Annotated in this window: 15 protein-coding genes; 9 read left to right on the top strand and 6 right to left on the bottom strand. The window is 61.3% G+C overall.

Annotated features, from left to right (window positions below; all coding sequences use genetic code 11):
* Positions 1–5: 5 nt before the first annotated feature.
* From ACYZUM_RS24505 to pilG, 4 genes are all read right to left on the bottom strand, one after another.
* Positions 6–2060: a methyl-accepting chemotaxis protein gene (locus tag ACYZUM_RS24505; protein ID WP_108184083.1), complete on the bottom strand. Its 2055-nt coding sequence runs from the start codon at positions 2058–2060 to the stop codon at positions 6–8.
* A gap of 200 nt (positions 2061–2260) precedes the next feature.
* Entirely contained in the window at positions 2261–2800 is a 540-nt protein-coding gene (locus tag ACYZUM_RS24510) for a chemotaxis protein CheW (protein WP_108184085.1), read from the bottom strand.
* A 10-nt stretch (positions 2801–2810) separates the two neighbouring features.
* Entirely contained in the window at positions 2811–3176 is a 366-nt protein-coding gene (pilH, locus tag ACYZUM_RS24515) for a twitching motility response regulator PilH (RefSeq protein WP_025109154.1), read from the bottom strand.
* Between the two features lie 60 nt (positions 3177–3236).
* Positions 3237–3641 carry a twitching motility response regulator PilG gene (gene pilG / locus ACYZUM_RS24520; protein ID WP_041063509.1) on the bottom strand — a complete coding sequence of 135 codons (405 nt, stop codon included), beginning with the start codon at positions 3639–3641 and terminating at the stop codon, positions 3237–3239.
* A gap of 225 nt (positions 3642–3866) precedes the next feature.
* Here pilG and gshB point away from each other — a divergent pair, with 225 nt between their 5' ends.
* The 7 genes from gshB (at position 3867) to ACYZUM_RS24555 (ending at position 9979) form a co-directional block, all read left to right on the top strand.
* Positions 3867–4838, top strand: a complete 972-nt coding sequence (gshB, locus tag ACYZUM_RS24525; protein ID WP_108184087.1) for a glutathione synthase — start codon at positions 3867–3869, stop codon at positions 4836–4838.
* Between the two features lie 107 nt (positions 4839–4945).
* Complete coding sequence (locus ACYZUM_RS24530) at positions 4946–5845, top strand: energy transducer TonB (protein WP_041063513.1); 900 nt, start codon at positions 4946–4948, stop codon at positions 5843–5845.
* Between the two features lie 235 nt (positions 5846–6080).
* Positions 6081–6653: a YqgE/AlgH family protein gene (locus ACYZUM_RS24535; RefSeq protein ID WP_108184088.1), complete on the top strand. Its 573-nt coding sequence runs from the start codon at positions 6081–6083 to the stop codon at positions 6651–6653.
* Positions 6653–7090, top strand: coding sequence for a Holliday junction resolvase RuvX (ruvX, locus tag ACYZUM_RS24540; RefSeq protein ID WP_003229101.1), 438 nt, complete (start codon positions 6653–6655; stop codon positions 7088–7090). The genes ACYZUM_RS24535 and ruvX overlap by 1 nt, the downstream gene beginning before the upstream one ends.
* 81 nt (positions 7091–7171) lie before the next feature.
* Positions 7172–7678: a bifunctional pyr operon transcriptional regulator/uracil phosphoribosyltransferase PyrR gene (gene pyrR / locus ACYZUM_RS24545; protein ID WP_108184089.1), complete on the top strand. Its 507-nt coding sequence runs from the start codon at positions 7172–7174 to the stop codon at positions 7676–7678.
* A 28-nt stretch (positions 7679–7706) separates the two neighbouring features.
* Positions 7707–8711: an aspartate carbamoyltransferase catalytic subunit gene (locus tag ACYZUM_RS24550; protein ID WP_041063517.1), complete on the top strand. Its 1005-nt coding sequence runs from the start codon at positions 7707–7709 to the stop codon at positions 8709–8711.
* Positions 8708–9979 (top strand): dihydroorotase, encoded by a 1272-nt coding sequence (locus tag ACYZUM_RS24555; RefSeq protein ID WP_108184090.1) that lies wholly within the window; start codon positions 8708–8710, stop codon positions 9977–9979. The genes ACYZUM_RS24550 and ACYZUM_RS24555 overlap by 4 nt, the downstream gene beginning before the upstream one ends.
* Positions 9980–10132: 153 nt before the next feature.
* Here ACYZUM_RS24555 and ACYZUM_RS24560 read toward each other — a convergent pair whose 3' ends face one another.
* Positions 10133–10564 (bottom strand): NINE protein, encoded by a 432-nt coding sequence (locus ACYZUM_RS24560; protein ID WP_007964113.1) that lies wholly within the window; start codon positions 10562–10564, stop codon positions 10133–10135.
* A gap of 248 nt (positions 10565–10812) precedes the next feature.
* Between ACYZUM_RS24560 and ACYZUM_RS24565 the strand changes: the two genes are divergently transcribed.
* Positions 10813–11439: a C40 family peptidase gene (locus ACYZUM_RS24565; protein WP_108184091.1), complete on the top strand. Its 627-nt coding sequence runs from the start codon at positions 10813–10815 to the stop codon at positions 11437–11439.
* 96 nt (positions 11440–11535) lie between these two features.
* Here the strand turns inward: ACYZUM_RS24565 and ACYZUM_RS24570 are convergent, their stop codons facing one another.
* Entirely contained in the window at positions 11536–12570 is a 1035-nt protein-coding gene (locus ACYZUM_RS24570) for a type IV pilus twitching motility protein PilT (RefSeq protein ID WP_041063525.1), read from the bottom strand.
* Positions 12571–12626: 56 nt separating this feature from the next.
* On the opposite strand from ACYZUM_RS24570, the gene ACYZUM_RS24575 reads away from it, so the two are divergent.
* On the top strand, positions 12627–13313 hold the full coding sequence (locus ACYZUM_RS24575; protein ID WP_108184092.1) for a YggS family pyridoxal phosphate-dependent enzyme: 687 nt from the start codon (positions 12627–12629) through the stop codon (positions 13311–13313).
* The last annotated feature ends 17 nt before the right edge of the window (positions 13314–13330 follow it).

Below are 13330 nucleotides of genomic sequence, written 5' to 3' on the forward strand. Positions count from 1 at the left end.
TCCACTCACGCCTTGTCCGTCGCGGACGCCGACGGCAAGGTGAAACCGGATACCGAACGGCGCAGCTGACTGGCCATTTTCGCCAGATTGCCGATGCTCTCGGCGGTGGCGGTGGAGCCGGACGAGGTCTGCGTGGTGATCTGCTGAATCACGTTCATCGTCAGCGAGATCTGCCCGGCCGACGAGGTCTGCTGCTGCGCCGCGTTGGAGATGCTTTGAATCAACGCGGCGAGGGTTTTCGAAACGCCTTCGATTTCTTCCAGTGCCACTCCGGCATCCTGCGCCAGTCGGGCGCCGCGCACCACTTCGGTGGTGGTCTGCTCCATGGAAATCACCGCTTCGTTGGTGTCGGTCTGAATCGCCCTCACCAGCGTTTCGATCTGCCGGGTGGCGGCGGACGAGCGCTCGGCCAGCCGCTGCACTTCATCGGCAACTACGGCAAAACCGCGTCCGGCGTCCCCGGCCATCGAGGCCTGAATCGCCGCGTTGAGCGCGAGGATGTTGGTCTGGTCGGCAATGTCGTCGATCAGGCTGACGATGTCGCCGATTTCCTGGGACGACTCGCCGAGGCGCTTGATGCGTTTGGCGGTGTCCTGAATCTGTTCGCGGATATTGTCCATGCCGTGGATGGTGTTGTGCACCACCTCGTTGCCCTTGTTGGCAATTTCCACGGAACGCTCGGCCACCGCCGAGGACTCAGCGGCGTTGGCCGACACCTGATCGATGGACTGGGCCATGTCGCTGATCGCGGTCGAGGCTTCGGAAATCTGCTGCGCCTGATGCTCCGAGGCCTGGGCCAGGTGCATGGCAGTGGCCTGGGTTTCCTGCACGGCGGCAGCCACCTGGCCGGCAGTAAGGTTGATGGTCGCGACCAGATCGCGCAGTTGGTCGACCGAATAGTTGATCGAATCGGCGATGGTCCCGGTGAAGTCTTCGGTCACCGAGGCGGTCACCGTCAGGTCACCGTCGGCGAGGTCTTCGATCTCGTCGAGCAGGCGCATGATCGCGTTCTGGTTACGCTCGTTCTTCTCGGCGGTCTCGCGCAACTGGCGATTGGTTTCGCGGACCATGACCATGCCGATCAGGATGATCGAGGCCAGCGCCAGCAAGCCCAGCACGTAGCCGCCAATGGTGTCGGTGCTGCGCCCGCCGGCAAGGTTTTCGAAACCGCTGGCGAGGTGTGAAGCCTCATCAAGCAGGGTCTGCGACAGGCTGAAGATGTTGCTCGCCGATTCACGGACCTTGAACAGCTCCGGCGAGGTTTCGAGGATTTCGTCCACGGAGCCTGAGACGAACTGGAACAGCTCGGAAATTTCACTCAGGCGCGCACGGGCGTCGCGGTCTTCGACCTGGCTGATTTTCAGGGTCGGGTTGCCCTGCAGCATGCCGTTGAGCACCTGGCCGAAACGGGTGGCGTCGCGGCCAAAAGCGTCGGCGGCCTGCTGCGAATTTTCGTCGCCAGCGAGCACGGTGTTGACCGCGCCGAGAATGCGTTCGGCCAGCAGCGATTGACGCTGGGCCATCGCCACTTGCGCCGCCGGGGCGCCGCGTTGCAGGAGAATTTCGACGACTTTTTCGTATTCGATCTGCAACTGCGGCACAGTTTCGGCCAGGGTCGCGGCGACCTGATGCAGCGAGAGTACGGTCTGTTCGCTGGAGAGAATCGCGTCGGTGTTTTTCAGCAGGCGTTCCCAGTCCAGCTGCACGGCGCGCATTTCCGGGCGCACGGTGGCGGGCGCGGGTGGCAGGCCGGTGGCCGGGTCGCCCTTCTTCAGGTAACCCCAGCGCTGGGCAAAATCGTTGCGCGCATCGCTCAGCAGCTTGAACGCAGCGGCCTTGCCGGCGGCGGCCTCGGTGGCGTTCTTGGCGATGCGTTGCGACAGCACCCGCAGTTCACCGGCGTGGCCGATGTACTGCTTGTCGTAATTGGCCTGGGTGTTGAGATAGGCGAAGTTGGCGAACAGCAGCATGATGAACACGATCAGTGCGATGAACAGCACGATGATCTGCGAACGACTGCGCGACCCTTCTGCCGACTTGCCTGTTTTTGCTTTTGTCATCGGTCCTCGCCTATGAAACCTGCCACGGTCCACTGTGGGATTTGTGGTGAGGGGATTTATCCCCGATGGGTCGCGCAGCGGCCCCAAAACTGAGTGGTATCTGGAACATCGCGAATGCAGGTTTTGGGTTGGCTTCGCCAACCATCGGGGATAAATCCCCTCGCCACAGACTCCCACCCCATAGATTTATGGTGCTTCGGCTATATCGCGACGCTCATGAACACCGGCGACCTGGCCAGCGCAAACAGGCTGAACACCCGCCAGTTCTGCTCGCGCCGGAAATAGCCTTTGACGAACTCGGCCTTGGAACCCTGGCGTTTGCTGATCGAGATCGGCTCGAAGCTGTCCTGCTCGAAGTGCTGCAGACCGAACACCTCATCCACCAGCAACCCGGCGAACACGTCGTTGTGCTCCACCACCAACACCCGCCGCTGTTTGCGCAGCGGTGACAGCTCGTGGCCGAAGAAGCCGCACAGGTCCATGATCGGCAGCAAGCGCCCACGCAGGTTAGCCACCCCTTTGACCCACGGCTTGACCCCGGGCAATTGAGTGCAACGCGGTTCGTGCAGCACTTCGCTGACTTCACCCATCGGCGTGACGTACCAATGCTCACCGAGGCGAAAGCCGATGCCGCTCCAGCGATCCTGACGGCCGGGCTGCGACGGCAGATCCGCCGCCAGCAGACGGCAGCGCTGGTCGATCTGCCACAGCAGCTCGAACGCGGTCAGCGACTGGTTCATGGCCGCGCGATCAACCGGCCAGCACGTTGTTCAGGGTCTTGATCAGCATGTCTTCTTCGACCGGTTTGGTCAGGTAATCCTTCGCGCCCTGGCGCGTGCCCCAAACCTTGTCGGTTTCTTGATCCTTGGTGGTGATGATGATCACCGGAATATGGCTGGTCTCGGCATCCTTGGTCAGTTGCCGGGTGGCCTGAAAGCCGTTGAGGCCGGGCATGACGATGTCCATCAACACTGCGTCGGGTTTTTCCTGACGGGCCAGGGCCACGCCGTCGGCGCCGTTTTCGGCCTTGAGCACTTCATGGCCGTGCTTTTCCAGCATGCCGGTGAGTTTGTACATTTCAGTCGGCGAATCATCGACGATCAGGATACGTGCCATGGTCTTCCCCATTTTTCTTGTCGACTCCCGGCCCGCTGGCCAAGCGTCACTGTACGTGTCTTACTGCGGCAAAACGGCGGCAAAGCCCGGAACGTGGGCCTGAATCGCGTCGAGCAGTTCTTCCTTGCTGAAAGGCTTGGTCAAAAATTGATCAGAACCGACAATCCGCCCCTTGGCCTTGTCGAACAGCCCGTCACGCGACGACAGCATGATCACTGGCGTGGCCTTGAACGCACTGTTGTTCTTGATTAAAGCGCAGGTCTGATAACCATCCAGACGCGGCATCATGATGTCGACAAAAATGATCCCGGGGTGGTTGTCGGCGATCTTGGCCAACGCGTCGAAGCCGTCGATGGCCGTGATGACCTCGCAGCCCACATTCTTCAACAGCGTTTCGGCGGTGCGACGAATCGTTTTCGAGTCGTCGATCACCATGACCTTCAAGGCGCTGGACTGCTGTTCCATAAGGGGGCTCTACCGTCGCCTTTGCGAATCAAATTGTCCGTTTTGCGATGAGTAATGGCTGGAAACCCTTGATGCTCAAGGGCCAGCACGCTATGCCAGCCTTTTTAGCACAGTCTCCAGATGCAATCTATCGACGGGTTTTTCCTTGACCGAAAACCCTGCCAGCGCCACTCTGGCGGCACTTTTTCAATACCGATCCGGTAGCCAATTGTCGAGGAAAACCCAATGAGCGTTCGCGTCGGGATTGTCATGGACCCTATCGCCAGCATTTCCTATAAAAAGGATAGCTCGCTGGCCATGCTGCTGGCCGCGCAGAAACGTGGCTGGGAACTGTTCTACATGGAGCAGCGCGACCTGTATCAGGCCGAAGGTCAGGCCCGGGCGCGCATGAAGCCGCTGAAAGTCTTCGCCAACCCGGAAAAATGGTTCGAACTGGACGCCGAGCAGGACAACCTGCTGAGCGACCTGGACGTGATCCTGATGCGCAAGGATCCGCCGTTCGACATGGAGTTCGTCTACTCCACCTACCTGCTGGAACAGGCCGAAACCGCCGGCGTGCTGGTGGTCAACAAACCGCAGAGCCTGCGCGACTGCAACGAAAAGCTGTTCGCCACGCTGTTCCCGCAGTGCACGCCGCCGACCATCGTCAGCCGTCGTCCGGACGTGCTGCGTGAGTTCGCCGACCACCATGGCGACGTCATCCTCAAGCCGCTGGACGGCATGGGCGGTTCGTCGATCTTCCGTCATACCGCCGGTCACCCGAACCTGTCGGTGATCCTTGAAACCCTGACGCTGCACGGCAAGCAGCAGATCATGATTCAGGGCTACCTGCCGGCCATCGTCGACGGCGACAAACGCATCCTGATGATCGACGGCGAGCCGGTGGATTACTGCCTGGCGCGAATTCCGGCTCAAGGCGAAACCCGTGGCAACCTCGCGGCCGGTGGTCGTGGTGAAGCGCGGCCGCTGACCGACAAGGATCGCTGGATCGCCGCGCAAGTCGGCCCGATCCTGCGTGAGAAAGGCCTGCTGTTCGTCGGTCTGGATGTGATCGGTGAGCACCTGACGGAAATCAACGTCACCAGCCCGACCTGCATCCGCGAAATCGACAACGCGTTCGGCACCGACATCGGCGGCATGCTGATGGACGCGATCGACAAGAAGCTGCAAGCCGCCGGCAAAAAGCCACAAGCTTGATGCACGTCACATGCAGTCTGTCGCTTGAAGCGTGAAGCCCAAGGCGTGAAACCAACATTGCGTTATCATGCGCAGCCTCTGAAAAACGCGATGTTGGTTTTCTTGTCATGACCCTCCCGTCCGATCTGCCCGCAGAACTCGCCCAGCGTGGCGTGCGCCCGGCCGATCGCCTCGGTTTTACCCTGTTTCTCGCGGCGCTGATTCATTTGGCGTTGCTGCTCGGCGTCGGCTTTACCATGGTCGAACCCAAGCAAATCAGCAAAACCCTGGAAATCACCCTCGCCACCTTCAAGAGCGAAACCAAGCCGAAGAAGGCTGATTTCCTCGCTCAGGAAAACCAGGAAGGCAGCGGCACCCTCGACAAGAAGGCGATTCCCAAGACCACCGAGGTCGCGCCGTTCCAGGACAATCAGGTCAAGAAAGTCACCCCGCCTCCGGCCGCCAAGCCGGAAGTACGCGAGGCCGCGCCGAAAGCTGCGGTGACCACGGTGGCGCCGAAACAGCAAAAGGCGCCGACCAAGAAAGAAGAAACCAAAACCGAAACCAAGCCTGCGGTCAACGCGCCGACATTCGACAGCTCGCAGCTGTCCAGCGACATCGCCAGCCTCGAAGCCGAACTGGCCAACGAACAGCAGCTGTACGCCAAGCGCCCGCGGATTCACCGCTTGAGCGCGGCCTCGACCATGCGCGACAAGGGCGCCTGGTACAAGGATGACTGGCGCAAGAAGGTCGAGCGCATCGGCAACCTCAATTACCCGGAAGAAGCGCGGCGCAAGCAGATTTACGGCAACCTGCGCCTGATGGTTTCGATCAACCGCGACGGCTCGCTGTATGAAGTGCTGGTGCTGGAATCCTCCGGCCAGCCGCTGCTGGATCAGGCGGCGCAGCGCATCGTCCGACTGGCGGCGCCGTTCGCGCCGTTTACCGGCGATCTGTCGGATATCGACCGACTGGAAATCATCCGCACCTGGAAATTCGCCCGGGGCGACAAGCTTTCCAGCAACTGACCGCCGGCATACAGGTTTTTTGTGGTGAGGGGATTTATCCCCGATCGGCTGCGAAGCAGTCGCAAAACCAGCACACGCGGTATGTCAGGCATATCACGTCAATGGATTGAGGGCCACTTCGCGCCCCATCGGGGATAAATCCCCTCACCACAAAGGTTCAACTTCAACAATGGATCTGCGTTGTTCTCTGATCCTCAGCTTGTCAGTTCGCCCCTTGAACGCCACACTATCGCTCATGAAAAACGTCAGCCCCAGCTACCTCAAGCATCATTTCCTGATCGCCATGCCGCATATGGCCGACCCGAACTTTGCCCACACCTTGACCTACATCGTCGAGCACACGGCCAATGGCGCCATGGGGCTGGTGGTCAATCGACCGCAAGAGCTGAATCTGGCTGACATCCTCGAGCAATTGCGCCCGGACATCGATCCGCCAGCGCTGTGCCAGCATGTGCCGATCTTCATCGGCGGCCCGGTGCAGACTGATCGCGGTTTCGTCCTGCACCCGGCCGGCAAGACCTTTCAGGCCACCGTTGAGCTCGAAGGTGATCTGGCGCTGTCCACTTCGCAGGACGTGCTGTTCGCCATCGCTGACGGCGTGGGCCCGGTGAAAAGCGTGATCACCCTCGGCTACGCCGGTTGGGAAGCCGGGCAACTGGAAGCCGAACTGGCCGACAACGCCTGGCTGACCTGCCCGTACGACGCCGACATCCTGTTCAACACCAGCAGCGAGCTGCGTCTGGAAGCGGCGGCACGGCATCTGGGGATCAACCTCAGCCTGCTGACCAGTCAGGCGGGGCACGCCTGATGGCCCTGCGCCTGATTCTCGGCTTCGACTACGGCACCAAACAGATCGGCGTTGCGGTCGGCCAGGTGATTACCGGCCAGGCCCGTGAGCTGTGCACCCTGAAAGCGCAGAACGGCGTGCCCGACTGGAATCAGGTCGAAGCGCTGTTCAAGGAATGGAAACCCGACGCCGTGGTGGTCGGCCTGCCGCTGAACATGGACGGCACGCCCAGCGAGATGTGCCTGCGCGCGGAGAAATTCGCCCGCCGTCTCAATGGCCGTTTCAATGTGCCCTTCTATACCCACGACGAACGCCTGACCACCTTTGAAGCCAAGGGTGAGCGACTGGTGCGTGGCGGGCAGAAAGGCAGTTACCGCGACAACCCGGTGGACGCCATCGCCGCCGCTCTGCTGCTGCAGGGCTGGCTCGATGAAAACACTGCATTGTTTGAATCCTGACAAGCGCTTCGGCGCTTTTCTTTTGGTTATAAACCCAGCCACGTCCGGCAGGACGCGGCTCGGAATCACGAAGGAGCATCCATGAGCCTGCCCAATCCCGCCGATCTGATCAGCCAGATGGCGACCCGCCTCAAGGCGCACCTTGCACAGCGTGATATCCGCGAGCCGCGTTACATCGGCATTCGCACCGGTGGTATCTGGGTCGCACAGGCCCTGCTCAAGGAACTGGGCAGTGACGCGCCGCTGGGCACGCTGGATGTTTCCTTCTACCGCGACGACTTCAGCCAGAACGGCCTGCACCCGCAAGTGCGTCCGTCGGCCCTGCCCTTCGAGATCGAAGGCCAGCACCTGGTGCTGATCGACGACGTATTGATGAGTGGCCGGACCATCCGCGCCGCCATGAACGAACTGTTCGACTACGGCCGCCCGGCCAGCGTGACCCTGGTCTGCCTGCTCGACCTGGACGCCGGCGAGCTGCCGATCCGCCCGAACGTGGTGGGTGCGACCCTGTCGCTGGCCGCCAATGAGCGGGTCAAGTTGTCCGGCCCGGAGCCGCTGACGCTCGAACTGCAAGACCTGAATCCTTAACCCGCCCTTATTGAGAGTCCCCCTCGCGATGACGCCTCTAGATACCAAGCGCCCGCTGCAGCTCAATGATCAGGGCCAGCTGCGCCACTTCCTCTCGCTCGACGGCCTGCGCCGCGAGTTGCTGACGGAAATCCTCGACACTGCCGACTCGTTCCTCGAAGTCGGTGCCCGGGCGGTGAAGAAGGTCCCGTTGCTGCGCGGCAAGACCGTGTGCAACGTGTTCTTCGAAAACTCCACCCGCACCCGCACCACCTTCGAACTGGCGGCCCAGCGGCTGTCGGCGGACGTGATCACCCTGAACGTGTCGACCTCGTCGGCCAGCAAGGGCGAAACCCTGCTCGACACCCTGCGCAACCTCGAGGCCATGGCCGCCGACATGTTCGTCGTGCGCCACGGTGATTCCGGCGCCGCACACTTCATCGCCGAGCATGTCTGCCCGCAGGTGGCGATCATCAACGGCGGCGACGGCCGTCATGCGCACCCGACCCAGGGCATGCTCGACATGCTCACCATCCGTCGGCACAAGGGCGGTTTCGAAAACCTCTCGGTGGCGATTGTCGGCGACATCCTGCATTCGCGGGTCGCGCGCTCGAACATGCTGGCCCTGAAGACCCTGGGCTGCCCTGACATCCGCGTGATCGCGCCGAAGACCCTGCTGCCGATCGGCATCGAGCAGTACGGGGTCAAGGTCTACACCGACATGAATGAAGGCCTGAAGGACGTCGACGTGGTGATCATGCTGCGCCTGCAGCGTGAGCGCATGAGCGGCGGCCTGCTGCCGAGCGAAGGCGAGTTCTACCGCCTGTTCGGCCTGACTACCGCGCGTCTGGCCGGGGCCAAGCCCGATTGCATCGTCATGCACCCGGGGCCAATCAACCGGGGGGTGGAAATCGAGTCCGCGGTGGCCGACGGCCCGCACTCAGTGATCCTCAATCAAGTCACCTACGGCATTGCGATCCGCATGGCCGTGCTGTCCATGGCCATGAGCGGGCAAACCGCCCAGCGCCAATTCGAGCAGGAGAACGCCCAGTGAAGCTCAGCATTCTCGGCGCCCGCGTCATCGATCCAAGCAGCGGCCTGGATCAAATCACCGATATCCACGTTGAAGCCTGCAAGATCGTCGCCCTCGGCGCCGCACCCGCCGGTTTCACTGCCGTTGAAACCATCGACGCTCAAGGTCTCGTTGCCGCGCCCGGGCTGGTCGATCTGAACGTCGCCCTGCGCGAACCGGGCTACAGCCGCAAAGGCAGCATCGTCAGCGAAACCCGCGCGGCGGCGGCGGGCGGCGTGACCAGTCTGTGCTGCCCGCCGAAAACCAAACCGGTACTCGATACCTCGGCCGTGGCCGAACTGATCCTCGACCGCGCCCGCGAAGCCGGCAACACCAAGGTGTTTCCGATCGGCGCGCTGAGCAAAGGCCTGGACGGCGAACAGTTGGCTGAGCTGGTGGCGCTGCGCGACGCCGGGTGTGTGGCGTTCGGCAATGGCCTGGAGAGTTTCCGCAACACCCGCACCCTGTGCCGGGCGCTGGAATACGCGGCCACTTTCGACCTGACGGTGATTTTCAATTCGCAGGATCACGATCTGGCCGATGGCGGTCTGGCCCATGAAGGCGCGGTTGCCAGTTTCCTCGGCCTGCCGGGGATTCCGGAAACCGCGGAAACCGTGGCTCTGGCTCGCGATCTGCTGCTGGTCGAGCAGACTGGCGTGCGCGCGCACTTCAGCCAACTGACCAGCGCGCGCGGCGTGGCCTTGATCGCTCAGGCGCAGGCCCGTGGCTTGCAGGTCACTGCAGATGTCGCCCTGTATCAGCTGATCCTTACCGATGAAGCGCTGATCGACTTCAGCAGCCTGTATCACGTGCAACCGCCGCTGCGCACCCGCGCCGACCGCGACGGCCTGCGTGAAGCGGTGAAGTCCGGGGTGATTTCGGCGATCTCCAGCCATCACCAGCCGCACGAACGCGACGCCAAACTGGCACCGTTCGGCGCGACCGAGCCGGGCATCAGCAGTGTGGAATTGCTGCTGCCGCTGGCGATGACGCTGGTTGAGGATGGTTTACTGGATCTGCCGACCTTGCTGGCGCGCCTGAGTGCCGGGCCTGCGGATGCACTGCGTTTGCCGGCGGGCAAACTGGAAGTCGGTGGTGCGGCGGATATCGTGCTGTTCGACCCGAAAGCCTCCACCGTGGCCGGCGAAGGCTGGCTGTCGAAGGGCGAGAACTGCCCGTTCCTCGGGCACAGCCTGCCGGGCGTGGTGCGCTATACGCTGGTGGACGGGCGGATCAGCCACCAGGCGTAACCGGCTGCTGAGGGACATTGTGGCGAGGGGATTTATCCCCGATGGGCTGCGCAGCAGCCCTCGATCTACAACCGCGGTGATTTCAGTTCCTCCGCGGTTGAATGTTTTAGGGCCGCTACGCGCCCCATCGGGGATAAATCCCCTCGCCACAGGTTACTGAAAGGCGCCGCGATTCTGCGCGTTGCGCACCGACACCTGATCATTCAGGGTCCAGAAGTCATACAGCACACCAATAAAGAACAACCCGCCGGTCAGCAGATACAGCAACCCGCTGATCCACTTGCCCTGGTACATCCGGTGCACGCCGAACACGCCCAGGAACGTCAGCAGAATCCACGCCACGTTGTATTCGATCGGCCCTGCGGTGAAACGCAGATCCGCCTCGCGATCCATTGCCGGGATCAGGAACACGTCGATCAGCCAGCCAATGCCCAGCAGACCGAAGGTGAAGAACCAGATCGTCCCGGTCACCGGCTTGCCGTAATAGAAGCGGTGAGCGCCGGTGAAACCAAAAATCCACAGCAGATAACCGATGATTTTGCTGTGGGTATCCTGCGGTGCAGCGACCTGCTGATAGCGGTTCATGAAGACCTCGATTCACTCGATAGATAAATTTTCTTTAATTCTTTGTGACTTTTTTACAGGGAGCCGACGTACGGCAAATGTTACTGTGTCGTCCGTCAAAGCCTTATACCACCGGACTTCTGTCGGACAATCGCGTCCATTTGCCGCTTGTTTGGTTCCGTTGCCTCCCGATTGAATCGACCAACGGCCTCGGAAGGGACAAAAAAGCTGTTATAAAGTTGCGCGCTACCACCTAAGAGCCACGCCTAATGCGACCATTTTTCAAGACATGGCTAACTATTTGCCTATTAATGCCACTGGCCGCCCACGCCACCAATCGTGAGCAACGTCTTCCCAACGTTAACGGTTTCACCCCTAAATCCCATGCTTCGGCTCCTTCGAGCAAAAGCAGCAAACAAACGAAACACACCACGCTCGCCAGCAAGAGTCACGGCAAGCTGGTGCCACCGATGGCCAACAAGGAAAGCAGCAACGTCCTGAGCCGTGCGGTGAACGTCCTCGGTACTCCCTACCGTTGGGGCGGCAGCAGCCCAAGTAAAGGCTTCGACTGCAGCGGTCTGGTCAAATATGCGTTCAACGACGCCACGTTCGACCTGCCACGTACCTCCAACGCCATGGCCAGCGGGCATGGCGAGAAAGTCGAACGCAAGGACCTGAAACCGGGCGACCTGATTTTCTTCAACATCAAGAGCCGTCGGGTCAACCACGTTGCCATCTACCTGGGCAACGACCGCTTCATCCACGCACCACGCCGTGGCAAAGCGGTCAGCATCGATACGTTGAACAAGCCGTACTGGGAACAGCACTACGTGGTTGCCAAGCGTGTGCTGCCGAAAGAACCGGGCGGCAAGCAGATGCGCGTGGTTCAGCGCTAAGCTTTCTAATCAAGATCAAAAGATCGCAGCCTTCGGCAGCTCCTACACAAATCACTGTAGGAGCTGCCGAAGGCTGCGATCTTTTGCTTTTGGCCTTTAGAAATTATCCGGCGTACGCGCCTTTTCCCGCGCATGCTCGCGGCTGATCAAGCCCTTGGTCACCAGCTCCTTCAGGCACATGTCGAGTGTCTGCATCCCCAACGACCCACCGGTCTGAATCGCCGAATACATCTGCGCCACCTTGTCCTCGCGGATCAGGTTCCGGATCGCCGACGTTCCCAGCATGATTTCATGCGCCGCCACCCGCCCGCCGCCGATCTTCTTGATCAGCGTTTGCGACACCACCGCCAGCAGCGACTCGGACAACATTGAACGCACCATGGACTTCTCGTCGCCCGGGAACACATCGACAACTCGGTCGATGGTCTTGGCGGCCGACGTCGTGTGCAGCGTGCCGAATACCAGGTGCCCGGTCTCGGCGGCAGTCAGTGCGAGGCGGATGGTTTCCAGGTCGCGCATCTCCCCCACCAGGATCACGTCCGGGTCTTCGCGCAGCGCCGAGCGCAATGCCGTGGCGAAACTGCGGGTATCGCGATGGACTTCGCGCTGATTGATCAGGCATTTGCGCGATTCGTGGACGAATTCGATGGGGTCTTCGATGGTGAGGATATGGTGATGGCGATGGGTATTGAGGTAATCGATCATCGCCGCCAGCGTGGTCGATTTGCCGGAGCCGGTCGGCCCGGTCACCAGCACCAGCCCGCGTGGCGCATCGGTGATCTTGCGAAACACATCGCCCATGGCGAGGTCTTCCATGCTCAGCACTTTCGACGGGATGGTGCGGAACACCGCACCGGCGCCGCGGTTCTGGTTGAACGCATTGACCCTAAAACGCGCGACGCCGGGAACCTCGAACGAGAAATCCGTTTCCAGGTGTTTCTCGAAGTCGACGCGCTGGGTGTCGTTCATGATGTCGTAGATCAATTCGTGCACTTGCTTGTGATCCAGCGCCGGCAGATTGATCCGCCGTACATCGCCATCGACGCGGATCATCGGCGGCAGACCGGCCGACAGGTGCAGGTCGGAAGCGCCCTGTTTGGCGCTGAACGCCAGCAGTTCAGTGATATCCATAGCGTCCCTCAATTCCAGTAGAATGCCGCGAACCTTCAGACCGCCGGCGCCTCTTGATGTCCACGATAGCAGACAACATTCTCCAGGTTAGTTCGCGTATCCAGGCCGCGACCAAAGCGGCCGGTCGTGACGAAAACAGCGTTCAATTGCTCGCCGTCAGCAAGACGAAACCGGCGCAGGCCCTGCGTGAAGCCTACGCCGCCGGCCTGCGTGACTTTGGCGAGAACTATCTGCAGGAAGCCTTGGGCAAACAGCTCGAACTGGCCGACCTGCCCTTGATCTGGCACTTCATCGGCCCCATTCAATCGAACAAGACTCGCGCTATCGCCGAGCATTTCGACTGGGTGCACTCCGTGGATCGCCTGAAAATCGCCCAACGCCTGTCCGAGCAGCGCCCGACCGAGCTGCCGCCGCTGAACATCTGCATTCAGGTCAACGTCAGTGGTGAGGCCAGCAAGTCCGGCTGCACCCCGGCCGACCTGCCGGCGCTGGCCGAGGCCATCAGCGCCCTGCCCCGATTGAAACTGCGCGGGCTGATGGCGATTCCCGAGCCGACCGAAGATCGCGCCGAACAAGACGCCGCTTTTGCTGCCGTGCAACGTTTGCAGGCCAGCCTGAATCTGCCGCTCGACACACTTTCCATGGGCATGAGCCACGACCTCGAGTCGGCCATCGCCCAAGGCGCCACCTGGGTGCGGATCGGTACCGCCCTGTTTGGTGCCAGAGATTACGGTCAGCAATGACCGACAGCCATCTGAAA

This window comes from Pseudomonas sp. m6p, from assembly GCF_055760375.1.